Source organism: Nonomuraea glycinis, assembly GCF_035920485.1.
Lineage (GTDB): Bacteria > Actinomycetota > Actinomycetes > Streptosporangiales > Streptosporangiaceae > Nonomuraea > Nonomuraea glycinis.
Window position 1 is genome coordinate 7,638,072 of record NZ_CP109166.1, and the last position, 22,436, is coordinate 7,660,507.

The following is a 22,436-nucleotide window of genomic DNA, read 5'->3' on the forward strand; positions in this document are numbered from 1 at the left end:
TGGGGGCCTCTGACCCGCGCCTTCGCGGGGTCTGCCGAGTCAGGCCGCCCAGCCGCGCAGCGCGGCGGGGATCGTTGAGCGGAACGTGGTCTCGGCCGTGGCGGCGTCGAGGGCCCCGGCCAGTTCGAGAGTCACCAGACCGTGCAGCGTCACCCAGAGGGAGAGCGCGATGGAGGTCGCGTCACCCGAGAGCGCGGAGGCCGAGCGAGCGCGGTCTATCGCCTCGATGAGCGGCCTGACGGGATCTGCGGCACCCATGTCGCCGGACGGGTCGAAGCTCTGCACGCCGCCGAACAACACCGTGTAGAGGTGGCGGTGCTCCCGCCCCCATCGCCGGTACGCGACCGCCAGCGCATAGAGGTCGGCGAGGGGGTCATCGGAGGTGGGTACCGCCGACAGGTCCTGGGACAGGCCGGCGACCGCCCTGTCGCGCACTTCGGCGATCAGCCCGTCCTTGCCGTCGAACAGCGAGTAGACCGCGGCGGTCGCGGTCCCGGCGGCGGCGGCCAGGGCGCGGATAGTGATCGACTCCCGTGGACGGGTGGCGAACATCTCGGTCGCGGAGTCGATGAGGCGGTCTTTCACGGTGTCGTCGTTTGTTCTCGGCCTTCCCACGACGACCAGCCTAGCGGAGCTGGTAGCGTATCCAAACATCGTTTTGAAACAGTGTTTGGAAAATAGATGTCTCTCTCCGTTCCTCTCCGCCTCATCGGCCGCCTGATCCTGGCCCTGCTCGCCGTCATGGGGCTGGCCGGGCTGTTCCTCGTCCTCATCGTTCTGACGGACGGCGCGCGCTTCGGGCTCGCCGCCTGGCTGACCACCCTCGGCGCCGGAATCATCGCCGCGCTGTGGCGCGGCCGCGGTCATACCTGGCGGGGCCGGCTATGGCCCTTCGCGCCGGTGATCGCCGCCGCAGTACTCACGGCGTCGGTCTGCGTCCCCACCGTCCCCACGACCCGGCAGCATCCGCCCGACCTGCCCTTCGTCGCGACGAAACACTGGAGCCTGAGCACGGGAAGCCGGGTCGCGGTCTACCACTATCCCCCCGCCGCCGGCGCCCCCCGCCGTCCCACGCCGCTCGTGTACCTCCACGGCGGGCCCGTCCGCTCCATCTCCGTGCTCGACCACCGATTCCTGCTGCTCCTGGCCGGACAGGGCTACGACGTGTACGCCTACGAGCACCCCGGCGGCGGGCGAAGCGACCTGCTGCCCATGGAGCAGTACACGATTTCCAGATCCGTACGCGACCTCGCTGCCTTCATCGATCGCCTGGACAAGGGTCCGGCCGATGTCCTCGGATTCTCCGCGGGCGCGATCGTGCTCACCCGGGCCCTGGCCACCCCGGACACCGCCGCCCGCGTGCACCGGGCGATCATCGCCGAGCCCGGCCCCATGGACGGCCCCACCGCGCTGATCAGCGGGCAACAGGGGCGACCGTCCGCGCGCGGCCTCACGCCGGGCCCGACCGGAGCGCAGGCGACGCGCATCCCCCGGTACGCCGTCGCGCTCGGCCTCATCCAACTCGGGCTCCTGCCGCCCGACACCGGCCTGATCACGCAGGCCGAAGGCGTCAACGCCTTCAAGGCCGCCGATCTCGGCAGCGACACAGCCTCCGCCTACTGCGCGCCGGACGCCGGCCGCATCCCTACCGAGGACACCGCCGCGAACTTCTCCTTCAACGCCGCCGCGAGCCTCCGCATCCAGCAGACGATCAGGGACTCGCCCTCCATCGCCCCTGAGCTGAGCCGCTCTCGGACCCCCGCGATGCTGATGATCGCCGAATGCTCCTCGCAGATGCGCCAATGGCAGACCACCATCCTCGCCGCCGACCCCGCCATCGAGCGAACCCAGTACATGCCCGGTGTCGGGCACCGTATGTGGAACGGCCTCGACGGCAACAACGAGCGTGCCGCCGCCGTCATCACAGCGTTCCTCCAGGGCGAGACGTCACCCCTGCGGAACTACCCGACCCGCGCCGGCATCTCCGCCTTCCTCCGTGACCACAGGTGAGGTTCGCAGCGGGCCGACCTGGGCCTCAGAGCCGCCGCCGATCGTGAAGCCACGCCGGATCGCCACCAACCGGCAGGTGGGCCGTGTGACTGCGGAACGTCCGCCGCGAGCGCTGGATCGGATGGCCGTTCGATGCCTGCTCGGGCAGGATTCTCTCGTGCAACATGCTCTCCTCGGGCTGGCCGAGAACACGGCGCTACCGCCCGAACTGATCGATCAGCTCATCGCGACTACGGACGCGGACGTCGCCGAGGCCGTGGCCTGCCGGTCGGATCTCAGCCGCGTACAGGTAGCCGCGCTGTCACGCTTCGAGGGAGCCGCCATACGACTCGCCTACGAAGGGCGGCTCACGGCCGACGGCATCGATCCGGTAGCCCGGCCACGTGTCGCACTCGCCCTCCTCGAAGAACGTTCCGGCAGGCCGGAGTGGGCGAGACTTCTCGCCGCCGATCCTTCGGTGGAGGCGCGGGAGAAGCTGGCGGCCTGCCCCGGCCTGCCACACGATGTGATGCGGACACTCGGCTCCGACCCCGATGTTCGGGTAGTCGCTGAGCTCGCGCTGTGGGCGCCCGCGGACATCGCCGGCGAGCTTGCGGCGCATGCGCATGCCGATGTTCGTCGTTCGGTGGCGGCCAACGAAGCGACGCCGGCAACTGTACTGGCGTCGTTGCTGACCGGTGACGGGCTGCCGTCGGCGCGGTCCTGCGGGGCCTGTGATGGCTCCCATAAGTCGGCTGTGCAGGAGATTCAGCAGATGGCGCTTCGGAACCCGGCTGCCCCGGTCGACGCTGTTGTGGGCTTCGTCAGCCATCCCTCGACTCTGATGCGCGTCGAGTTGGCGGCCCGGACCGATCTGCCCGCGCAGGTGTACTCGCAGCTTGCCGAGGATCCCATCCCGTGGGTACGCGCAACGCTCGCGGACAACCCCTCGATCAGCGAGAACCTGATCCGCACCCTGGCCACCGATCGCAGCCACGACGTCCAGCGTCGACTTGCCCACCATCCCGAGCTGCCGCTCGACGTTCTGTCCGACGTCGCAGGCAACACCCGGATCGGCCCGGTACTACTGCCGCGCATCGCATCTGCCTTCGAGGCCGAAGTCACGGCACTGGCCGCGTCAGCGATCCCGGCGGTACGCATGCTGCTCGCTCATCGGCGCGACCTGCCACCCGAGATCCGCGACGCGCTCGCCGACGACCCCGATGCGAAGGTGGTCAAATCCATCGCGCCGCACCCGGGCCTGTCCGAGGCGCAACTCCGCGCGATGGTCACGCGCCACGGTGCGCGGGTGCTGGCGAAAGTGGCGGCCAATCCGGACGCCACGGCCCAGTTGCTGCAGGACCTTGCTCTGCACCGGCCGCCGGTGCGGAAGGCGTTCCGCGAGATCGCTCGGCATCCCAGCGCCATGGCCGTGGCGCTGCTGGCGTGCCTCAACGATCGCCAGGCCAGGCCCTTGGCCGCCCGGCACCCCGCCCTGCCACCGTCGGCGATCGTCGAACTACTCAACGACGAAGGCTGGGAGGTAGTGGAGGCCGCAGCGGCCAACCCGTCGTTGCCGCTCACCGTGATGCGGGAGCTGATTCCCTGATCAAAATGACCTGTGCGGGCGTGCGGCTCAGCCCACGCGGAACAGGGCGCGTGTCCAGGTCCCAACGGGTGGCCGGGGCCTGGGCGGGCGGCGTGAGACCGACAGCCCGGGCGGCCTGTTCGATGCCCCGCGCCTGTGCGGCGTTGTACTCCAGCCCCAACCGCTTGCGAACCAGATCGCGCTGACGCTTCGCTGTGCGCACGGCATCCACTTCGGCAGCGACGCTGGCCGGGAAGTTCAGCGCATCGCGTACGGGTTCGACAACGGCGTCCGGCGCGTCCTTGAGCTTCGGAAAGTAGCCCAGGCGTCGGTAGCTCTTGAGCCATATTCGCTCGCTCAGCTCCTCCATCACGGGGATACTGCATGTCGATGATCGAATATGGCAGTCCGGCCTCCTTCCGCGGTCAGCTCCAACGGGGACGCGGTGCCGCAGTGCATCGCGCGTCGACCGTCCCCGGCGCCGCTGACGCGGTGTACGAGTGCGTGATTACGGACACGCGCTGGGATCGACAAGTTGACCACCGCGACAGCTATCTCGCCGGTCTCGTCGCTCGGCTCGACCTGCCATTGGCACCGATCCAACAGCACTTGCTCACGTACGACGGTGAGGACGCCGAACCGGTTGAGCTTGCCTTGCGGGTCCTTGCCCTGCTTCCGATGGTCGGTCGACTCGACGCGGCGGCTGTGCTGCGCGGGTATGCGATCGACGGGCCGCACTGGTCCACGGCACTGGAGGCGATCGGCGACAGCGGGGCGATGAAGCTTCCCGCGATCTGGGACGGGCTCGCTGACGGCATCATCGCCAACCGCGACGATGCCCAGCTTGTCCAGGCGATCTGGTGCGACACCGAGCCGTGGAGGACGTTCGCGCAATCCCAGCCACGGGTCCGGCGAATCATCGACGAGCTCAAGGCCTCTCGTTCACCCGGACCGGCCAGGCGTGACACACGGCCCGAAATCGCCGCCATCAACAACGAAGACCTGATCGGGCTTGTCGCTGCCGGCGGCTTCGAGCGGCTGCGGGCGCTGGAGGAACTGGGTAGGCGCGGCGATCGTATTGTCTTCGACTTCGCCGAAGACCCCGGCCTACGCAACGCAGCCGGATGGCTGCCGGGTATCCCACAGGCGCTCCACCACCTCGGGCCGGACGCGCTGCCACGCGCTCGTACGTGGATCGGCAGCGGCGACGACACACTCGTCGCATTCGGGGAGCGTGTGGTGGCAGAGGTCGGTGACCAGGGCGATGCGCCGGTGTTGCTGGCCGCGTTGCACCGTACAGTCGTCGCCGGAGAATGGTGCGCCGCCGAGGTTCCAGCACGAGGCCTGGGCCGGTTGGGGATCCGTGAAGCCGCCAGCGAGCTCATGGCCGCGTGGGAAGGCACGGTGCATTCACTTGCCCGGGAAGCGTTCCTGGACGGACTTCGGGGATGCGCGCCGCATGAAGCCGAAGCCGCCGTGGTCGAAGGACTTGACGATTGCGAGTCAACGGTTCAGCGGCGCGCGTGTGAGGCGGCGCCGGATACTCCCGCGGTCCGCTCGCGTCTGCGGGAGTTGACTGCCGATCCCTTGGCACCGGAGGTTCATGAGGCCGCGAACACGAAACTGCAGGTTCTGGCGATCAGATCCTGAACTTCGCACCCGTGCAGTATGACCCGACCAGATACCGGCGTCGACCTGCGGGAAAGCGAGATCGGCTTCGCCTGGGATGGCAGGCGCTGGCTTGTCCTGGAGATCAGCGATCAGTCCACCGGCTATTGCCCCGACGTCGCATCCTGGGCGGCTGTGGGGGCCGCACTCCTCCGTACTGAAGAGGCTTCGGCTCGATGAGCGGGGGAGGCGAAACCGGCTGAGCGCCGGTGGTGGCGGCAGGCGTGGGCGCGGGGGAGAAGGGCCGTCATTACTGCTGCACGACGGGCGGGCAGGGGAGCGGTGCCGGCTTACGCGGATCGTGCACCGGTGCTGCGGAATTGATCACCGATGCGCTGATCGGGCGAAGCCCAAGTTATGAATCTACATTGTAAAGGGCTTCGCTTCGATCGAATTCTCTGTTCACACCTGACAAGCACACCACATAATCGCACCAGCGGTAGTCAACGTCCTTCCGCGGGATCGTCTACGAGGAGATTCAGAGGTACATCTTCAAGGTTGGACCGAGCGACTTGGTTGACGGGTCCCGCTTTCAGGGATTGTCGAAGTGCTCGGTGTCGGCCGTACCGCCAGGGTCTGGGCGGGTCCGCCGATGCGGCGCCAGGTGCCGGTGTCGCGGGACCAGCAGAGGATCTCCGAGCGATCTTTGCTCAGGACGTACACATCTCGTCGGCCGACTCGCACCTCCGCGCCCGCTGGGCCGATGTCCTGCCAGCTCTGGTTCGCGGGGTCGGTCCCCAGCGCCATGAGGACGCGGAGCCGCTCCTGCGCCGGGTCGGTGGAGAAGAGGCCGGCGAGGCCTCCGTAGAGGTCGCCGGCCGGGCCCGCCGCGTGGATCCAGGCCACTCTCGGTTGTTCGTCCAGCCAGAGAGTGACCGCGGTGCGGTTCGGGATGAGGCCGTACAGGTGTTTCCCGGTGAGTGCGAACGTGGCGCCCGCTGAGCCGGTGAACGTCCACTGGTCGGGGCGGCCCGTGTATCTGAAGATCGAGCCGTCCTTCAGGGCGATCGCGAACAGGCCGAGCTCGCCGCCGTACAACCGAGCCGCCGAGCCGCCTATTCGCGTCCAAGACATGCCCCGTCCGTTCCAGATGTGGATGGACTGGCGGTCGGCGGCCAGCCGGTAGAGGTGTGAGCCGGCGACCGCGAAGTCGGCGCCCGGCTCGCTGATGGGGTGCCAGCGTCCGGGGCGCCCCTCGTACAGGTAGAGCTTGTTGTCCATCCCTGTCGCGAACAGGCCCGCGGATCCGGCCCAGAGCTGCCGCGCGCTGTCGCCGATCTTCGTCCAGCCGGCCGCGTTCTCGCCGTCCCACTGGAAGATGCCTCGGCCGCCCGGCGCGATGGTGAACACCTCGGTGCTTGCGGGCAGCACGGCCGTCGCGCCGCCGGCGTCGGGGGTGCCCGGCCCGTCGGCGATGCTGGCCACGTTCGCCGGACGCCACACGAGCAGCAGGACGAGCAGCGCGAGAAGCGCGATCGCGGTTCCGCCGCCGATGAGGGTCAAGCGACGGCGTCCGCCCGCGGCCGGTGCGGGCTCTGTCGCTGCTGCGGGTTCCGGGGCCATGGCGAGGTCTGGCGCCGGTGCGGGTTCGGTGATCGACGGAGCGTGTGGTGCTCCCTCGAGGGCCGCCGCGTGCAGCCGCTCGGCGGTTTCCAGGCGTGTCTCGCGGGTGCGCTCGTCCGGTGTGTGGTCCCGCACCAGTCGCCTCAGCAGCTCCAGCGGGATGATCTTCTGTCCGGTGCGGTATTCGCCCCAGAGCGTCTTGCCCACGTGGTAGCGCCCGGCGAGCTCGCGGACGGTCATTTCGCGGGTGAGCGTCAGCAGGAACTCCGCCAGCGCGTTCGCCTCGTTCGTGCTTCCTTTCGGGCCGCCCTGGGGCCTGCCCGCCCTGCGGTTCACCGGCATCGCCTCCCTTCTGCCTTCCTCCGAAGATCAGTGCAACAGAACGGTTGTCCGCGGACAACTCATTGTCCGAACTTCACCAGGCATTTCGCGGCGGAGGGTTCCGGACAACCGACGTGCCCTCCAGCCTCGGAAATGCCGGGCGATCACCGCCTGGCTGGAGGCGGGCGGCCGGATCAGGCGGGCCCGTCGCGACCCCGAAAGGACAATCATGAACAGCAGAGACATCTCACGGTTCGCGTCAGCAGCCCTGCTAGCCACCACCCTGAGCGCGTTACCGGCTTCCGCCTCCGCCGACGCCTCGCAGAGCGCGTCCACCCCTGAGCAGATCTGCGGGAGCGGCTTCGGGAGGGTGGCGGACGGCACCATCCCGGTGACCGACGTGAACGACATCGTCCGGGGCCATGTTCATCTGCTCTACAACGCGCGTACCGGAGAGAACTGCGTCGTCACCATCAAGTCGAGTTTCGTCGGGCAGCCCACCATGACCAGGGCGGTCCTCTACCGCCAGGGAATAGCCCTGGGAGCTGACGACGAGGGAGCTTTCAGGTACTACGCGGGTCCGGTGATCAGGCAGGCCAGGGACAGATGCGTCCTCTTCCAGGGGATCATCACCAATCTGCGCTCTGGCGAGAAGTCTTCGAGCTCCAGCATTCAGGCCTTCGGCGGATCGCCGAAGTTCGGCCACTGCGGGAGCGGGGAGAGGCGTCGAAGGCTTGGCTCTTGATCGCTGTTCAGCCGCGGGCCGCGAAAGCCCCCGTCGTCGACGGCGACCATCCATGTCGAGATCCGGGTGGCCGCCGACGGCGATCCACCGGCGCACTGATCGCCTCGATCTGGCCGATCAGCCAGTCGCGATAGTCGAGCGTGGTGCAGCCGAATCCGTCGGGAATACGGCGAACGTCCTTGTCAGGCCCGCCGCCGAGCGGTACGCCGTCCCTTGAGGAACAAGATCGTGCCGATCGGGGTGAACAGCACGCCCAGCCCGCCGGTGATCATTGGGGCGAGGAATGCTGACCAGAACGAGGAGATCTGCGCGTTGTACGGGTCATCCGGGTCGTAGGCGACGGGTAGGCTTTCGCCCTTCGTGTAGGCCGGTGGGTTGCTGCCGGTGGAGCTCTCGAATGAGTACTGCTTGCCGTCGACGGTGAACTCCACGGTCGGGTACCACGTGGTGCTGCGGCGGGAATGGCCGTCGGAATTCCGGGTCGTGCTGGTCCGTGCGGTCAACTCGACCACGGTCCCGTCTGTTCGCTGGGCCGAGGCCAGGAAACTCGCCGTCGAGACCGCCAGCGCGATGGTGACGCAGAGCAGGGCCAGGCCGATCAGAGCGAAGATTCCACCGACGAGGGTGGGGAGCCGTCCGTTATGCATGGGACGAGTCTGCCCGAGAGGGAACCCCGGCCGGCCGTCGAGTCCGGCGGGGGACGCTGGTGGGGGTCTTCCGCGCACAGCGCGCTACGGGTACGTACTAACGAGACGCGCCTGCGCGTTCCAACAGCTCGGTGGTCGCCTCCCACAGGCGCCGCTCCCGGTCGCGGTCGTGGGCGACCGGCTTTACCTCGGTCAGCTTGGTCTTCACCACGAACGCGCCCTCGCGCAAGTGCGCCCACGTGTCGTCGAGGGCCATCGCGGCCAGCAGTGGCCCCGAGCGTCGCGGCGTCGACACGCCGGGGACACGGCCCAAGGCGCGGCTCATCGCCTGAAGTGCCTCGGGGGCGCCACGGCCCAGCGCGGTGCCGGGCATCCAGCCCGGTTCGAACACTGACACGTTGATCCCGGTGCCGGCGCGACGCTGCAGCTCATGGGCGTAGTACAGGATCGCCAGCTTGGCGTTGGAGTAGGCGACGCCGGACGCGGCCATACCAGGGGCCCGCTCGCCGGTGGCCGGGCGGGCGAGCTCGACGGGATCGGCCCACTCGGCTTCGGGAACGCCCAGCAGCTTGCGCCAGACATTGGCGTGATAGGTGTTCGAGCCGAGCAGCACGACCCGCGCCGGGGCGGTGAACGAACCGAGCAGGTCGCCGATGAGCTGGGCGTGGGCGAGGTAGTTGACGGCGAAGGTCATCTCGTAGCCATCGGGTGAGGCCCGCCGGGTGTCGGCCGACATGGTGCCGGCGTTGGCGACCAGCGCGCGCAGCGGCCGTACGGTGCCGGCGGCGAGCAGGGCGCGCACGGTGGTGGCGGCGGCACGGACGTCGGCCAGGCTTGACAGGTCGCAGCCGATCTCGTGGACGCTGGCGCCGCGCGCGCGGGCCTCGTGGGCGACGGCCGTCAGGTCCCGTCCGGCGCGGCCGACCAGCAGCAGGTCGGGTCGCCGCCCGTCCGGGCGGGCGGCCATGGCCAGCACGGCGTGACGGCCCAGGTTGCGGGTGGGGCCGGTGATCAGAACGGTTCCAGGTTCGGTCATGGCCCCAGCCTGCGGGACCGGTCGGGCCGCAGCCAGTCGTCCGGTTTTCGTGGGACTGCCAGGGCCAGGACAACCCGTGACGAGGGCCAATACCGCCGAACTTGCCGCTGTAAAGTCGTAATAACTATAGTTACGACTTGAACCGGGCCGACATGGGACGCCGTGTACGACGATGTGGCGGTCGCCCTGCGCGGGGAGCTGGCCAAGACCCCGCTGAGGACGTACCGCGGGACGTCTTGAAAGCCGCCTGACTTCCCCAGATCGAAGGGGATCGCCTCCCGCGCTCAATGATGTAACCAAAACAGTTACAAATAATGTGGAGAATCTCATGGGACAGCTGGACGACAAGACCGCCCTCGTCACCGGCGCCTCCAGTGGCATCGGCCTGGCGATCGCCCGCCGTTTCGCCGCCGAGGGAGCGACCGTCTACCTGACCGGGCGCCGCAAGGCCGAGCTGGACGCCGCCGTCGCGCAGGTCGGCGCCCGAGGCATCGCCATCCAGGGCGACGCCTCGGACCTGGGCGATCTCGACAGGCTCTTCGCCGAGATCGCGAGCCGCAGCGGCCGCCTGGACATCGTGGTGGCCAACGCCGGGGTCGGGGACTACGGCCCGCTCGGCGCGATCACCGAGGAGGCGTACGACCGCACTGCCTCGATCAATCTCAAGGGCACGGTCTTCACCGTCCAGAAGGCGCTGCCGCTGCTGACGGCCGGCGCCTCGGTGATCCTGCTTTCCTCCGGCTCGGTCCTGCGGGCCGTCCCGGGCCTGAGCGTCTACGCCGCCACCAAAGCCGCAATCCGCAGCCTCGCCCGCACCTGGGCCGCCGAACTGACCGGCCGTGGAATCCGCGTCAACGCCCTCACTCCCGGCCCCGTCGAGACCCCGGGCCTGGAGGAGCTCCTCGCCACTTTCCCGCACGGCGATCGGCCCACCGCGGCCGAGCCCGCCCCACCGACCCCGCTCGGCCGGGCCGGCCGTCCCGACGAGGTCGCCGCAGCCGCCCTCTATCTGGCCGGCGACCAAAGCAGTTTCACCACCGGCGCGGAACTGCCCGTCGACGGCGGCGCCACCCAGCTCTAGCTCGCGCCGGCAAGGGTCAGGAAGCCGGCGTGGCCAGGTAATCGCCGTGCTCCAGGTCTTCGAGCAGTGTCGGATGGGTGGGGGACCAGGCGAGCAGCTCTCGGGTGTGAGAGCTGGAGACAGGCCCGTCGAAGCCGTAGACGGTGGCCATGAACGGGCTGACGAAGTGCGTGGCGGCTTCGTCGGGGGTCAGCGAGACCGTGGGCAGATCCAGGCCGCGGCCGATCGTTTCTGCGATGCTTTTCAAGGTGACGCCGCTTTCGGCCACTCCGTGCAGCACGCTGCCCGCAGGCGCCTTCTCCACTGCCAGGCGGAACAGGACCGCCGCGTCAAGCCGGTGCACCGTGGGCCACCGGTTGGCGCCGTCTCCGACGTAGGCGGAGACGCCGGTTTTTCGTGCGGTGGCGATGAGCATGGGGATGAAACCGTGATCTTCGGGACCGTGGACGGTGGGGGCGAGGCGGACCACGCTCGCGCGCACTCCCCGGGCGGCGAAGCCCAGGCAAGCTCGCTCACCCGCGATCCGGAAGGCGGCGATTCCCGCCATGTCAGGCTCGTCCTTCTCGGTGGCCTCCCGGCCGGCGGGCATGACAAGGGTGCCTGAGGTGATGACGAGCGGCTTTCCCGAGTGTTCCAACGGCCGGCCCAGCGACTCGATCGCGGTCCGATCGCGCCGCGTCATGTCGTCGAGATCGGAGAAGTCGCCGCCGTAAGCCATGTGCAGGACGCCGTCGGCGGCGTCGGCGCCGCTGCGCAGGCTGTCGAGGTCGTCCAGGGAGCCGCGGTGCGGTGTGGCGCCCAGCGACTCCAGCCGGGCGGCAGCCGTGTCCGAGCGCGCCAGGCCGGTGACGGTGTGGCCGGCCGTGATGAGTTCGACCAGACCACCACGGCTGAGATCGCCGCCCGTGCCGGCGTCAACGAGCGCACCTTCTTCCGGCACTTCCCGGACAAGCGTGAGGTGCTCTTCGACGGCGAAGCCGACCTGCGCGCCACGCTGATCCAGGCGGTGGCCGAAGCGCCCGATGGCCTGCAGCCGCTCGACATGCTGCTCTGCGCCTTCCGGGAGGCCGAACGGATCCTTGAGCGCAATCGTCCGTTCGCCGAACCACGCCTCCGGGTCATCGCGATGACGCCGGCGCTCCGCGAACGCGACCTGGCCAAGGCCGCGTCACTCAGCGACGCCGTAGCGGAGGCGCTGCGGCAGCGAGGTGTCGCCGACCGGCTGGCCGGCCTGGCTGCTGTGACCGGATGGGCCGCCTTTCACCAAGCGGCCCAAGCCTGGATCGACGACCCCTCACAGAGCCTGTACGCACATCTCCTGCGAGTCTTCGACGACCTGCGCGCCCTCTACGGGAGCGACGTACCAGCACAGGCACGGCCTGAAGGCTGACACCACCCCGCATACGGCCATCGATCATCGCAAGCGATCGGTGAGTGGATCAGTTCCGATGCGTGGGCAGTTGCGGACGGTCGTCGGTCCAGCCGATCGCCTGGAACGAGGTGGACAGACGCAGCTCCGCCTGCCGCCCGTTCGCGAGCTCGGTGGTGTTCGTCCTCACCTCGGCGAGAAGCAGGCCGGTGCTGGGATCGACCACAAGCTGAACCTGGGTGAACAGGCCCGGCTCGATCTCCTCCTGATAGCTGAGCGTCTGCCCACGCCGGCCCAGCGGATCGGTCATCTCCCCTTCGGCCCGTATGCCGGGCAGAGACGCGAGGATCCGGTACGCGGATGCCCGGACCTCGGGCGAGGCCGGCAGGCCACTGATGATGCCCACACAGCCTCGCAGCAGGATGTGCGCCCTCGCCTCCTTCGCATCCATCCCCGAGCCGGACAGCTCCAGCCGGCCGATGCGCTCTTCCAGGTAGTTCCGGAGCTTGTCCTGTTCGCCCGGGATCGCGCGCACCTCCTTCCAGGTCATCGAGTCCCCCGCCAGGTGACCGGCCGAGCCCTTCCACTTGCCGTATAGCCGTTCGGCGGTTCGCTCACCTGCCGCTGCCTTCAGCGGCCTGGACGGGACGGAGAACAGATTCTCCGTCTTCATGTTCTTGGGGTATCGCCAGCTGGCAGGCGCCCCCGCGGCCCGCCAGGCCGCCTCGTCCTGCGGGGTCGCGGGCTTGACGCCGAGATCCTGCCAGATGCGCCAGTACTGCAGATCCGGCCGCTTCGCCCGCCAGGTCTCAAGGGATCGGCTGCCCTCGAGCACATAGCCGCGGGTGGGGTCGGTCAACATCCACTGGTCGACGGTCGCGGTGCGCCAGTAGTCGCCGCTCGCAGGGGCCTTCGCCACGGCGACGGCGGCAGCGAGCAGGATCTGCTGGGCAGTGGGTCCGGCCGTCGTGGACACCGACGTACTGGGCCGGGGCCCGACGGAGATCGTGCCGTCAGACAGCATCGCGGGGGCGATGACCGCCACCGCGGCGGCAGCCGCGGCCAGGCCGAGCAGAGAGCGGCCAGGAGTGAGCAGGAGCCGCCGCCGCCGGGCCGGGACACGCTCCAGCGAGACGACCTCCGCCAGCAGCGCGTCCGCCCCCGCGGTGGACGCCCGGCCGGCCAGGTCCTCATCCAGCACTCGCGCCCGGTCCTTGAAGATCTGGTCGTTGTTCACCCTGACTCCTTCTCGATGAGAGGCCGTGAGGCGAAGCCGGCGGCCGATGGGCGGGTCTTCTCCAGGGCCTTGGCGAAGCGCTTGCGGGCCCGGTGCAGGCGGATACGGGCGGCGTTGCGGGAACAGCCGAGCACTGTTGCGATCTCGCCGGGGTCGAGCCCTTCCCAAAGGGTCAACGCCAGTAGTTCTCGATCGCTGTCGGCGAGCATGTCCATGGCTTCGCCCACGCCGTCCTGCTCACTGTGGTGGGAGGGGGCGGCGTAAAGGTGTGCGATCTCGTCGGTGAGTTCGGTGTGCCGGGTGAGCCTGCGCCGCTCGCTACGGCGGTGGTTGGCCAGGACCCGACGCGCCACCCCGTACAGCCAGAGCTTGCCGCCCTCGCCGTCAGGGAGCTCGGTGATCCGCCGCCAGGCGATCACATAGGTCTCGGCCACAACATCGGCGGCGTCCTCAGGAGAGGAACAGCGCCGCATGGCATATCCGAGGATCTGCTCATAGGTTCGCCGGTACACCGCCTCAAATCGGGACCGATCATCTTGTTCACTCACGCGTCATCCTCGTCAGACCTTCCGAACGCTGCGGGCTTTCACTTCCTACGTGTCCGCGGCCGACGGCAGAATTTCAGGCCAGGCGGGAACGACTGAACCGATCCGCCGCGGCGAGGAGACCTCCGCCCGCATTCGCCGCGAAGCCGACCTCAATCCAGCGCCGCCGTCCCCGCTGAACCCACCTGCCGTGATCGACGCGATGAGCTGCTCCGGCAGCGCCTCAGCGGAGTTGCTCCGCCGGCAGCCCGGGGCTACCTCAGCCGGTCGACTCATGCTGCCGCCCGCGCGTCCGGGTGAGCGCGGCCGCGTTCTCGGCGATCTCGGCCTGGAACAGTGCCGCAATCGCTGATCACCTCGCGGCATCCACCATGGCCGGCCCTCTGATGCCGGTGCCGCTGAGCAGCGGCTCTGCCGTTCCGCGGCCCGTTTCTGAGGAGGGGGCCCATGTCTTCATCACCGGCCGGCGGCAGGAGGCGCTGGATGAGGCGGTGAAGGCGATCGGCCGGGAGGTGACCGCCGTGCAGGGTGACGCGGCCGACCTGGCCGACCTCGACCGTTTGTACGAGACGGTCAGTCGGGAGAAGGGCTCGATCGACGTGCTGTGGGCGAGTGCCGGGATGGGGGAGCCGGGCAAGAGGGAATCTCACCCTTGGTGGTCCCGGTCGTCGCCTTGACGTTTTCCAGGGCGTTGTCGATGAGGACGGCGGCGATGGCGGCGGCGGTGGGGAAGGACTCGGCGTTGAGGACCCGGGTGCGGGCCGAGGCGCCATCGAGGAGCAGCGCCAGTTGCTCGCCGAGCCGTTCGGGGTCGGTGGCGCCGGCTTCGCGGGCCGTTTCGGCGAGCCGCGCGGCGATGGCGAGCTTGTACTCGCGGGCGTATTCGGACGCGGGGTGCTGGGGGTCGTGGATTTCGACGGTCGCCGCGATGTACGGGCACAGGGGCGTGAGCTCGTCCGGGCCGGACATGGGCATCTCGAAGGCGGCGAGGAGTCGTTCGCGGGGGGTGAGGTCGGTGCGGTCGAACACCGCGGCCATGAGGCCGGGATCGAACCGGCGCAGGTATTCGGCGACCAGTTCGTCCTTGCCGGCGAAGTGCTGGTAGGCCGTGCGCTTCGAGACCTGGGCCACTGCGCAGAGTTGGTCCATGCCGGTGCGGTTGATGCCCTGAGCGCGAAACAGCTGCTGTGACGCGCTGAGGATGCGCTCGCGCGCACCCCTGCCGCGGCGCCGGCCTTGGGGGCCCTTCTCCGGCTTCGTCATGTCTGCATCATATCTCAATTCGGTACCGCTCGGTATACATAGCGTGCGTTCCCCTTGGTCGCCGCACCCTGCCATCAGGCCTTCGACAGGTCGCCGGCTCCCTGGTCGCCAACCAGGTCCGTAACCTGCTCGGCCGCTCAGAGGAGGGCGCCGCCGGAGACCTCGATGCGCTGGGCGGTGACCCAGCGCAAGCCCTCGGAGGCCAGCGTGGCGATGGCGTCGCCGATCTCCTCAGGTTCGCCGACGCGGCCGAGCGCGGTCTGTCCGGCCAGAACCTGGCGCATCTCGGCGTCGTCCCGCATCGCTCCGCCGTTGAAATCGGTGGCGGTCGGCCCCGGGGCGATGGAGTTGACCCGGATGCCGCGCGGGCCGAGTTCTGCGGCGAGGGTGCGGCTCAGGGCTTCGACGGCGGCCTTCGAGGCGGAGTAGACCGAGGTGGCGGGGCTGGTGTGGCGGGTCAGTGACGTCGAGACGTTGATGACGCGGCCGCCCTGGGTCAGCAGCGGCACAAGTGACTGGATGAGGAAGAACGTGCCCCGGACGTTGGTGCCCATCACCGTGTCGAAGTCGTCGATCGTGACGTCCTCCAGCGGTCCGAAGATCCCCACTCCCGCGTTGTTGACCAGGATGTCGAGCCGCGAAGCACCCCAGCGCTCCAGTTGCTCGCTCAGTTCGGAGGTGAAGGACGCGAAAGAGGAGACGTCGCTGATGTCGAGCCGGAGCACAGCGGCAGTCCCACCCACCGCCTGCACCTGTTCCACCGTCTTCTCGGCCCCGGCCGCATCACCGCGGTGGGTGACCAAGACCCGCACCCCGCGTGTGGCCAGAGCGATGGCCGCGCCGCGTCCGAGACCGCGATTCGCACCGGTCACCAAAGCGATCTTGTCGATCGTCATGAACTGTTCCTCCACCGCGCGGCCACCGGAATTCGTCCGGGCGCCACAGATAGGATGCGAGTCACTCGACTCGCCTTGCTCTCGTACCGTAACCAGGACCATCGAGGCGAGTCAAGTGACTCGCCTCGGGTCTGCGGCATACTGTCCGCATGGCAGCAGAGCTCTCCGCACACCACCGCAGACTCGCTCAGCAGAAACGCGAGGCGATCACCACCGCAGCCACAGAACTGTTCCTGGATCGTGGCTACGACGGCACCTCACTAGCCCGGATCGCCGAAGCGGCCGGGGTCTCGAAGTCCACCCTGTTCAAGCGGTTCCCCACCAAGGCGGCACTCTTCGAGGCCATCGTCACCGAGTCCTGGCAGCGTGACGCCGGCGACGCTGCCGCGCGGCCACAGACCGGAGATCTGCGCTCCGGACTGACAACCGTCGGCCACCGCTATGCCGACCTGGTCGGCCGGCCCGGCATGACAGCCCTGTTCCGGATCGTCATCGCCGAACTGCCTCGTTTCCCCGAACTGGGACGGATGCAGTTCCAGCTCGGCAAACTGCCCTATTTCACCTCCGTCCAGCACTACTTGGAATCCGAGCACGAGGCGGGCAACGCTGATGTCCCGGACGCCGCGAGCGCCGCGAACCAGTTCCTCGGCATGATCGCCAACTACGTCCTGTGGCCGCGCATGCTGCTGACCGACTGGAACCCCTCAGCCTCCGACATCCACGACGCCGTCGAACAGGCCGTCCAGACCATGCTCGCCAGATACACCCCGACCCACCGGCCTGACCCGAAGCCGGAAGGCTGACACTGGCGCGCAATGCTCAACATCCGCGACGCCTCCACTCAGCGGCGCCTGTCGGACGGACAGGCCCGCGACGCGACCGAACGCCGGCAAACCGAGGTTGCCCGGCCACGCCGACGCCCGCCATGGCCGCCATCGCGCCGGTACGGTCAGCCGCACATCGCCATGCCGTACAGAGCCGCAAGTGCTTCGTCGATGGGGTGGGGCTGCGGCCTGCCCGTGGAGTCGAGCCTGCTCCACCTCTGCATGTTCACCGCGACGGACATCTGCCGCTTGCCGTCGGCGCTGGTCATGGCCAGTGCTCCGGCGCCCCAGACGGTGCCGCCATGCCCCCAGAAGGTGCCGCCGCCGGGCATCTCCATCGGGTGCAGGCCGAGCCCGTAGTCGATGAGCTTGCTTTCCTGGGAGACGACGCGGACGATGCGCCGCATCTCCGCCAGCGAGGCCGGGCTGACGATCTCACCGGCGAACAGCAAGCCGAAGAACCGGTTGAGATCCGCGACGGTCGAGATCAGCGAAGCCGACACCCCCGCGAAGGACATGTCGAAGACACTGAAGTCGCGCGGCGGCTCGATCATGCCGAACCACGCCTCGTAGATCTGCGACTGCGGCCCGCTGAACCGCGGTCCATCGGGAAGCTCGGTCTCCCGCAGCCCGGCGCGCTCGATGACGTTCCGGGTGATGTACGTCTCGGCCTTCGTGCCGGTTACCTGCTCCAGAAGCTGGCCGAGCAGGAGGTAGTTGGTGTTGGAGTACAACCCCGGAGTGCCGCCCGGCGCGCTGACAGCGGGTGCGGAGACGCCTTTCTCGATGAGCTCGATGGGGTGAAACCGGGTGAGCCGGTGGTCGTCCAGGCTCTGCGGCCTCGTGTCGGCCACGGCTGGGAAGGCTCTGAGGGAGGGGTAGGCGTACGGGAGGTATTCGGCGAGGCCACTGGTGTGGTTGATCAACATGCGGACCGTGATCGCATCGCCGCGTTCTCCGGGAACCAGCTTCGGCAGGTAGTGGCCGATCGGCGTGTCGAGACCGACCTGACCACCTTCGACCAGCTGCATCACCGCGGCGGCAGTGAAGGTCTTGGTGATGCTGCCGACGCGGTGCCGCATGTCGGCGGAGACAGGGCGGCCGGTAGCGATGTCGGCGACCCCGGCGGCACCGCGCCAGACCTCGTCGCCGTCGCGCACCTCGGCGAACAGGCCGGGCATTCCGGCGCGGTGGACGTTCTCCAGTGCGGTGTTCAGCTCTTCGGGACTTCTCATGACAGGTGTCCATCCGTAGGGACCGGGCTTATGTCCCTATTATGCACGCGGTGCGTGCAACGCCAAGTGCATAGGTATGCTGATCTCTGACGAGGGGGATGGCATGGCAGGTAGAAGGCGCTGGTCGACCGAAGAGATCCTGGACACGGCGGCGGAGCTGCTGCGCACGAGCGACGCCGAGTCGTTCAGCGTGCGCAAGCTCGCGGCGGTGCTCGGCACCGATTCCTCCAGCCTCTACCGGCATTTCCGCAACAAGACCGAACTGCTGCGCGCGGTCGCCGACCGCATCCTCCTGGCCGCCATGGACGGCTACAGGCCCGAAGGCGACTGGAAGCAGCGCATCACCGCCCTGGCCCTGCGCGTGAGAGAGGCCTTCGGCCGGCACCCCCAGCTCGCCGCGGTCTGGGGACGCTACGCGTCAGGCGGCACCGGTTCGCGACTGGTCATGGAAGAGGTGCTGCAGGCCCTGCGCGCGTCGGGACTGCCTGACGCGCAGATCCCCGCGCGCTACCACCGGATCGCGGTCCTCATCGCCGCGTTGATCGCCTCCGAGGCCGGGATCAGCACCCTCACCCCGGAAGAGCACGAACAGGGCATGGAGCTGTTCCGCGTCGCGGTACTCGGCGCCGACCCCGACCACTTCCCGGCCCTGGCCCACTTCGCCCGCGACGTACGCCCTCTCGGGGTGGACCGCCGCGCCGCGTTCGAAGAGATCCTCGCCGTCCAACTCGCCCACATCGAGACCGCGATTCGCCTGAGCTAGCCGACCTCGGGGTTGAGGAACGAGCGGACGGACCGAGCGATCGGTTCGAGATCGCAGAAGACGTTGGATGGCGATATCGCGGTAGGAGCACACGTCATCGCGGGTCAATGGGTATGACGTTCTGATTTCACCACGACGAGCAGACCCGCCGCGACCAGCCCGCCGGCGTGCAGGCAGAGCGTGGGGACGATGCCGAGCCGTTCGCCGAGCACGCCCGCCAGCGCCATCCCGAGCAGTGACGTGGCGGCCTGGGCGCTGATGAGGAGCCCGAAGACCGCGCCTAACCGGTCGTCGCCGGTGGTTGTCTGGGCGAACGTGGTGAGGCCCGCCATCGCTGCCGCGGCCGGTAGCCCGGCCAGGGCGATCAGCGCGATGGCCGGCCATAGCGCATGGGTCAGGAGTGGGTAGGTGAACAGCGCCAGGTCGGCCAAGCCGAAGACGACCGTTCCCCATCCGAACAGCGCTCGCGGGGTGGCGTTCCCCGGGCGGGCGGCGATCGCCAGACCGCCGGCGATCCCGCCGACTGCCTGCGCCGACAGGAACAGCCCGTAGGCGTCTCCTTCTCCGCCGAGCACGTTGGCCACGAACGGTGCCGCGAGCGTCGCGAAGATGCCCTCGCCGAGCCCTGTGATCACCATGTACGCCAGCAGCAGGCGCACGCCGCGGTTGGTTCTGGCCAGCCGCAGCCCGGAGACCCATTGCCCGCCCATTGTCGTCGCGGCCGTGGCGCGTCGAGCGGGTGTCCGCAGGCGTGCCAGTAGGAGTGCGGAGATCAGGAAGCCGGCCACGCCGATCCAGACGACGGCGGCCAGCCGGCCCGCGCCGACCGCGACCCCGCCCGCCGACGCTCCCAGCAGTCTGGCGGCCTGGCCGGTCTGCCCGTGTAAGGCGTTGGCCCTGACGAGCTGCGAGGCGGCCACGATCTGTGGCACGAGGGCTTTCTGGGCGGGGAACAGGACGGTGCTGAGCACGCCTGTCCACAAGGCGACGGCGTAGATGATCCACACCTGGCCCGGTTCACGTACCGCCAGGAGAGGCAGCAGTCCCAGCGCGAGCAGCACGTCCGTGATCGCCAGCAGCCTGCGGCGATCCCATCGGTCGGCGAGCACGCCCGCCAGTGAACCGAGCAGGACGTCGGGTAACCGGGCGGCCAGCAGCATGGTGGCGCTGGACAGTGTGGATCCGGTGAGTACGTAGACGTGGTAGGCCAGGCCGGTGCTGATGGCCCAGTCACCGGTCTGCGAGATCAGCCCGGCCGTGAGTAGTCGCCGGTAGTCCTGATGCTTCCCGAGCAGGCTCCGGATCCCGCCCGGTGCCTCCTCGGTCGACTTCGCCGGAGCGCTCGTGGCCTCCCTCGCCGGTTCCTCTCCCGGCACGGTGGCGTCCCTGGCGTCAGTCACCGGTGCCGGTGGCCGGCAGCGGAACCAGGAGCGTGGCCAGCAGGACGGGCCGGGCCCCCTCCGGCCGCTCGGAGGGGTCGGCGATCCGCGCCATCAGCGGCTCCAGCAGCCGGTTGAACGCGGCGTCGAACGCGGCGAGCTCGTCGGGAGTGACGTAGAGGTAGGAGCTGCCGATCCCGCCTGATTTCCGCCACTCATCCGGCTCGTCCATGCGGCGCTCCTGCCATTCGGCCAGCCGTGACAGCGCTCGTTCGGCGATGACCTGTTCCAGCAGGCCGCGGGCGGCCGAGGTCTCGGGGGTGGACTCGGCGTCGGACCACTCCTGGGTCAGTGAGGTCGCCTTCCACGGCCGTTCCCGCTCGTCGCGTGCCTCGGCCTGCTCCACGAAGCCGTACTTGGCGAGTTGCCGCAGGTGGTAGGAGGCCAGTGCCTGGCTGATGCCGACCTCGCGGGCGGCGTCCGCGGCGGTCGTGGCGCCGGCCCGCATCAGCAGCTCGTGCAGTGCCAGGCGGACGGGGTGGGCGAATGCCCGCATGGCGGCCGGGTCGTCGAGCACCCGTCGGGGCCGCTTCCTCCAGGATTCCAAAGACATGCTTGGAATCCTGGGTCCCACTCGATCACATGTCAAGGAAACCTTTGGAATGTGCTGGCAGGTCGATCAATGTGTGGTTGTTGCGCAGAGACACATCCGGAGACGCCGTAGCGGTCATATTCGAAGGGGCAGGTCGGTCATCGCCGCAGGCGGTTGGCGCAGTCCGGCTGGCGCCCGTCCACTTCGTCGGCCGTATTGCGCTCGGAAGGCACCAGGGGGTCGGCCTGTGGCGTGGTGTCGGCCCGGAGGGGGGTCTCGCGGATGAGCCAGGAGACGGCGAAGGCGATCACGGAGAGTACGGTGGCGCCGATGAGGATGACGTGCAGGCCGCTGGTGACGGCCAGCCGGACGGCGTCGGCCACCTGCACAGGCAGATTCGGCAAGAGGGCGGGCGTGAGCTCGCCTCCTCCGGCCAGCCGGTCGGCCATGGCCGGCCCCAGGTGGGCGGCCAGGTCGGTGTGCATGCGGGTGGCGTACAAGGTGCCCAGCAGGGCGATGCCCACCGATCCTCCGATGGTGCGCAGCAGCGTGAGCGTGCCGCTGGCGGCCCCCATGTCGCGCGGATCGGCGCTGTTCATGGTGATCAGCGTGGTGCTCTGCACCACCAGGCCCATTCCCGCCCCGATGAGGAGGGTGAGTGCTGAGGCGAGGGCGGCGGGGGTGTCGGCGTCGAGCCGGAACAGGGCCAGCGCGCCCGCGATCATGAGGGCTCCGCCCAGGATGGGATAGACGCGGTAGCGGCCGTTCGCGCTGATGAGGCGGCCGGTGACCAGTTGGGCGCCGAGCATGCCGAACATCAGCGGGAGCAGCAGCATGCCGCTGGCCGCCGGGGAGGATCCCTGGACGAGCTGCATGTACTGCGGCAGGTAGTTGGTCACGGTGAGCATCACCGCGCCGACCAGGAAGCTGAGGGCCTGGGCGAGGGTGAAGTCGCGGTCGGCGAACAGCCGGGGCGGGATGATCGGCTCCGCCGTACGGCGTTCCACGGCCACGAAGGCGGCCAGGGCGAGCAGCCCGATCGCGCCGAGGGTCCATGAAGTCCCGCCCGCCAGCAGGGTCAGGGCCACGATGGCGATGGTCAGCAGGGCCGCTCCGGTGTAGTCGATGCGGGGGCGGTGACGCTCGGCGGGTGGCAGGTGGATGCGGGTGACGATGAGCAGCAGGGCGAGGGCGCCGAGGGGCAGGTTGACGTAGAAGGTCCAGCGCCAGCTGAGGTGGTCGGTGAGCAGGCCGCCCAGCAGCGGCCCGCCGACGTAGGCGATCGGCATGATGATGCCGATCATCGACTGCAGCCGGCCGCTCTCGCGGGGCGGGACCAGGACGCCGATGATGGCCAGCGCGCCGACCATGAGCCCGCCCGCGCCGAGTCCCTGAACGGCGCGGAAGGCGATGAGCTGGGCCATGTCCTGGGCCAGGCCGCAGAGCGCGGACCCGGCCAGGAAGAACGTGATAGAGGTGATGAAGGTGGCCTTGCGGCCGAACAGGTCGCCGAGCTTGCCCCAGATGGGGGTGGTGGCCGCGGCGGCGAGCATGTACGCGGTCACCACCCAGGGCAGCAGGTCCAGGCCGCCGAGTTCGCCGGCGATGGTGGGCAGCGCGGTGCCCACGATCAGGCCGTCGAGCATGGCCAGGAACATGCCGATGAGCAGTCCGAAGACGCCAAGACGGGTCATG

Annotated in this window: 24 protein-coding genes and 1 pseudogene; 11 read left to right on the plus strand and 14 right to left on the minus strand. The window is 69.1% G+C overall.

The window, feature by feature from the left end; all coding sequences use genetic code 11:
* Positions 1-39 precede the first annotated feature (39 nt).
* Positions 40-585 carry a TetR-like C-terminal domain-containing protein gene (locus tag OHA68_RS35905; RefSeq protein WP_327104210.1) on the minus strand — a complete coding sequence of 182 codons (546 nt, stop codon included), beginning with the start codon at positions 583-585 and terminating at the stop codon, positions 40-42.
* 96 nt (positions 586-681) lie between these two features.
* On the opposite strand from OHA68_RS35905, the gene OHA68_RS35910 reads away from it, so the two are divergent.
* Both OHA68_RS35910 and OHA68_RS35915 read left to right on the plus strand, forming a co-directional pair.
* A complete protein-coding gene (locus OHA68_RS35910) occupies positions 682-2,010 on the plus strand; it encodes an alpha/beta hydrolase (RefSeq protein WP_327104211.1) in 1,329 nt (442 codons plus the stop codon).
* Positions 1,997-3,598 carry a hypothetical protein gene (locus OHA68_RS35915; RefSeq protein WP_327104212.1) on the plus strand — a complete coding sequence of 534 codons (1,602 nt, stop codon included), beginning with the start codon at positions 1,997-1,999 and terminating at the stop codon, positions 3,596-3,598. The genes OHA68_RS35910 and OHA68_RS35915 overlap by 14 nt, the downstream gene beginning before the upstream one ends.
* On the opposite strand, the gene OHA68_RS35920 is transcribed toward OHA68_RS35915, so the two are convergent.
* Positions 3,570-3,947 carry a hypothetical protein gene (locus OHA68_RS35920; RefSeq protein WP_327104213.1) on the minus strand — a complete coding sequence of 126 codons (378 nt, stop codon included), beginning with the start codon at positions 3,945-3,947 and terminating at the stop codon, positions 3,570-3,572. The two genes, OHA68_RS35915 and OHA68_RS35920, sit on opposite strands and share 29 nt — an antisense overlap.
* A gap of 14 nt (positions 3,948-3,961) precedes the next feature.
* On the opposite strand from OHA68_RS35920, the gene OHA68_RS35925 reads away from it, so the two are divergent.
* Positions 3,962-5,227 carry a hypothetical protein gene (locus OHA68_RS35925; RefSeq protein WP_327104214.1) on the plus strand — a complete coding sequence of 422 codons (1,266 nt, stop codon included), beginning with the start codon at positions 3,962-3,964 and terminating at the stop codon, positions 5,225-5,227.
* Between the two features lie 510 nt (positions 5,228-5,737).
* Here the strand turns inward: OHA68_RS35925 and OHA68_RS35930 are convergent.
* A complete protein-coding gene (locus OHA68_RS35930) occupies positions 5,738-7,144 on the minus strand; it encodes a hypothetical protein (RefSeq protein ID WP_327104215.1) in 1,407 nt (468 codons plus the stop codon).
* Positions 7,145-7,358: 214 nt separating this feature from the next.
* Between OHA68_RS35930 and OHA68_RS35935 the strand changes: the two genes are divergently transcribed.
* Positions 7,359-7,874, plus strand: coding sequence for a hypothetical protein (locus OHA68_RS35935; RefSeq protein WP_327104216.1), 516 nt, complete (start codon positions 7,359-7,361; stop codon positions 7,872-7,874).
* Positions 7,875-8,056: 182 nt separating this feature from the next.
* Here OHA68_RS35935 and OHA68_RS35940 read toward each other — a convergent pair whose 3' ends face one another.
* Together OHA68_RS35940 and OHA68_RS35945 are read right to left on the minus strand one after the other, a co-directional pair.
* A complete protein-coding gene (locus OHA68_RS35940) occupies positions 8,057-8,521 on the minus strand; it encodes a DUF3592 domain-containing protein (protein ID WP_327104217.1) in 465 nt (154 codons plus the stop codon).
* Positions 8,522-8,618: 97 nt separating this feature from the next.
* Positions 8,619-9,557, minus strand: coding sequence for an SDR family NAD(P)-dependent oxidoreductase (locus OHA68_RS35945; protein ID WP_327104218.1), 939 nt, complete (start codon positions 9,555-9,557; stop codon positions 8,619-8,621).
* A 328-nt stretch (positions 9,558-9,885) separates the two neighbouring features.
* Here OHA68_RS35945 and OHA68_RS35950 point away from each other — a divergent pair, with 328 nt between their 5' ends.
* Positions 9,886-10,638, plus strand: coding sequence for an SDR family NAD(P)-dependent oxidoreductase (locus OHA68_RS35950; protein ID WP_327104219.1), 753 nt, complete (start codon positions 9,886-9,888; stop codon positions 10,636-10,638).
* 16 nt (positions 10,639-10,654) lie between these two features.
* Here OHA68_RS35950 and OHA68_RS35955 read toward each other — a convergent pair whose 3' ends face one another.
* On the minus strand, positions 10,655-11,518 hold the full coding sequence (locus OHA68_RS35955; protein ID WP_327109598.1) for an SDR family oxidoreductase: 864 nt from the start codon (positions 11,516-11,518) through the stop codon (positions 10,655-10,657).
* Between OHA68_RS35955 and OHA68_RS35960 the strand changes: the two are divergent.
* Both OHA68_RS35960 and OHA68_RS35965 read left to right on the plus strand, forming a co-directional pair.
* Positions 11,492-11,560 (plus strand): annotated as a pseudogene (locus tag OHA68_RS35960) (hypothetical protein); the annotation flags it as partial. The gene OHA68_RS35955 and the pseudogene OHA68_RS35960 overlap by 27 nt on opposite strands.
* Before the next feature lie 36 nt (positions 11,561-11,596).
* On the plus strand, positions 11,597-12,028 hold the full coding sequence (locus OHA68_RS35965) for an acyl-CoA-like ligand-binding transcription factor (RefSeq protein WP_327109599.1): 432 nt from the start codon (positions 11,597-11,599) through the stop codon (positions 12,026-12,028).
* A gap of 49 nt (positions 12,029-12,077) precedes the next feature.
* On the opposite strand, the gene OHA68_RS35970 is transcribed toward OHA68_RS35965, so the two are convergent.
* Both OHA68_RS35970 and OHA68_RS35975 read right to left on the minus strand, forming a co-directional pair.
* Positions 12,078-13,244 (minus strand): CU044_5270 family protein, encoded by a 1,167-nt coding sequence (locus tag OHA68_RS35970; RefSeq protein WP_327104220.1) that lies wholly within the window; start codon positions 13,242-13,244, stop codon positions 12,078-12,080.
* Complete coding sequence (locus OHA68_RS35975) at positions 13,241-13,792, minus strand: RNA polymerase sigma factor (RefSeq protein WP_327104221.1); 552 nt, start codon at positions 13,790-13,792, stop codon at positions 13,241-13,243. The genes OHA68_RS35970 and OHA68_RS35975 overlap by 4 nt, the downstream gene beginning before the upstream one ends.
* 49 nt (positions 13,793-13,841) lie before the next feature.
* Here OHA68_RS35975 and OHA68_RS35980 point away from each other — a divergent pair, with 49 nt between their 5' ends.
* Both OHA68_RS35980 and OHA68_RS35985 read left to right on the plus strand, forming a co-directional pair.
* Entirely contained in the window at positions 13,842-14,141 is a 300-nt protein-coding gene (locus OHA68_RS35980) for a hypothetical protein (protein WP_327109638.1), read from the plus strand.
* Between the two features lie 34 nt (positions 14,142-14,175).
* Complete coding sequence (locus tag OHA68_RS35985) at positions 14,176-14,466, plus strand: SDR family oxidoreductase (protein WP_327109600.1); 291 nt, start codon at positions 14,176-14,178, stop codon at positions 14,464-14,466.
* On the opposite strand, the gene OHA68_RS35990 is transcribed toward OHA68_RS35985, so the two are convergent.
* Complete coding sequence (locus OHA68_RS35990) at positions 14,363-15,052, minus strand: TetR/AcrR family transcriptional regulator (protein WP_327104222.1); 690 nt, start codon at positions 15,050-15,052, stop codon at positions 14,363-14,365. The two genes, OHA68_RS35985 and OHA68_RS35990, sit on opposite strands and share 104 nt — an antisense overlap.
* Before the next feature lie 137 nt (positions 15,053-15,189).
* Positions 15,190-15,948: an SDR family NAD(P)-dependent oxidoreductase gene (locus OHA68_RS35995; protein ID WP_189143175.1), complete on the minus strand. Its 759-nt coding sequence runs from the start codon at positions 15,946-15,948 to the stop codon at positions 15,190-15,192.
* A gap of 149 nt (positions 15,949-16,097) precedes the next feature.
* Between OHA68_RS35995 and OHA68_RS36000 the strand changes: the two genes are divergently transcribed.
* Entirely contained in the window at positions 16,098-16,751 is a 654-nt protein-coding gene (locus tag OHA68_RS36000; RefSeq protein WP_327104223.1) for a TetR/AcrR family transcriptional regulator, read from the plus strand.
* A gap of 146 nt (positions 16,752-16,897) precedes the next feature.
* Here the strand turns inward: OHA68_RS36000 and OHA68_RS36005 are convergent, their stop codons facing one another.
* Positions 16,898-18,007, minus strand: a complete 1,110-nt coding sequence (locus OHA68_RS36005; RefSeq protein WP_327104224.1) for a serine hydrolase domain-containing protein — start codon at positions 18,005-18,007, stop codon at positions 16,898-16,900.
* Positions 18,008-18,110: 103 nt separating this feature from the next.
* On the opposite strand from OHA68_RS36005, the gene OHA68_RS36010 reads away from it, so the two are divergent.
* Positions 18,111-18,770 (plus strand): TetR/AcrR family transcriptional regulator, encoded by a 660-nt coding sequence (locus OHA68_RS36010; RefSeq protein ID WP_327104225.1) that lies wholly within the window; start codon positions 18,111-18,113, stop codon positions 18,768-18,770.
* A gap of 104 nt (positions 18,771-18,874) precedes the next feature.
* Here the strand turns inward: OHA68_RS36010 and OHA68_RS36015 are convergent, their stop codons facing one another.
* The 3 genes from OHA68_RS36015 to OHA68_RS36025 all read right to left on the minus strand — a co-directional run bounded on the left by OHA68_RS36015 (position 18,875) and on the right by OHA68_RS36025 (position 22,435).
* Positions 18,875-20,170, minus strand: coding sequence for an MFS transporter (locus tag OHA68_RS36015; protein WP_327104226.1), 1,296 nt, complete (start codon positions 20,168-20,170; stop codon positions 18,875-18,877).
* Entirely contained in the window at positions 20,163-20,762 is a 600-nt protein-coding gene (locus OHA68_RS36020; protein ID WP_327104227.1) for a helix-turn-helix domain-containing protein, read from the minus strand. The genes OHA68_RS36015 and OHA68_RS36020 overlap by 8 nt, the downstream gene beginning before the upstream one ends.
* Before the next feature lie 137 nt (positions 20,763-20,899).
* On the minus strand, positions 20,900-22,435 hold the full coding sequence (locus OHA68_RS36025; protein WP_327104228.1) for an MDR family MFS transporter: 1,536 nt from the start codon (positions 22,433-22,435) through the stop codon (positions 20,900-20,902).
* Between the last annotated feature and the right edge of the window lies 1 nt (position 22,436).

Coding starts and splice junctions, on each gene's coding strand:
- OHA68_RS35910 (WP_327104211.1), top strand. CDS start 682: ATGTCTCTCTCCGTTCCTCTCCGCCTCATCGGCCGCCTGATCCTGGCC.
- OHA68_RS35920 (WP_327104213.1), bottom strand. CDS start 3,947: ATGGAGGAGCTGAGCGAGCGAATATGGCTCAAGAGCTACCGACGCCTG.
- OHA68_RS35925 (WP_327104214.1), top strand. CDS start 3,962: ATGTCGATGATCGAATATGGCAGTCCGGCCTCCTTCCGCGGTCAGCTC.
- OHA68_RS35935 (WP_327104216.1), top strand. CDS start 7,359: ATGAACAGCAGAGACATCTCACGGTTCGCGTCAGCAGCCCTGCTAGCC.
- OHA68_RS35940 (WP_327104217.1), bottom strand. CDS start 8,521: ATGCATAACGGACGGCTCCCCACCCTCGTCGGTGGAATCTTCGCTCTG.
- OHA68_RS35945 (WP_327104218.1), bottom strand. CDS start 9,557: ATGACCGAACCTGGAACCGTTCTGATCACCGGCCCCACCCGCAACCTG.
- OHA68_RS35950 (WP_327104219.1), top strand. CDS start 9,886: ATGGGACAGCTGGACGACAAGACCGCCCTCGTCACCGGCGCCTCCAGT.
- OHA68_RS35985 (WP_327109600.1), top strand. CDS start 14,176: ATGCCGGTGCCGCTGAGCAGCGGCTCTGCCGTTCCGCGGCCCGTTTCT.
- OHA68_RS35990 (WP_327104222.1), bottom strand. CDS start 15,052: ATGACGAAGCCGGAGAAGGGCCCCCAAGGCCGGCGCCGCGGCAGGGGT.
- OHA68_RS35995 (WP_189143175.1), bottom strand. CDS start 15,948: ATGACGATCGACAAGATCGCTTTGGTGACCGGTGCGAATCGCGGTCTC.
- OHA68_RS36000 (WP_327104223.1), top strand. CDS start 16,098: ATGGCAGCAGAGCTCTCCGCACACCACCGCAGACTCGCTCAGCAGAAA.
- OHA68_RS36005 (WP_327104224.1), bottom strand. CDS start 18,007: ATGAGAAGTCCCGAAGAGCTGAACACCGCACTGGAGAACGTCCACCGC.
- OHA68_RS36010 (WP_327104225.1), top strand. CDS start 18,111: ATGGCAGGTAGAAGGCGCTGGTCGACCGAAGAGATCCTGGACACGGCG.
- OHA68_RS36020 (WP_327104227.1), bottom strand. CDS start 20,762: ATGTCTTTGGAATCCTGGAGGAAGCGGCCCCGACGGGTGCTCGACGAC.
- OHA68_RS36025 (WP_327104228.1), bottom strand. CDS start 22,435: ATGACCCGTCTTGGCGTCTTCGGACTGCTCATCGGCATGTTCCTGGCC.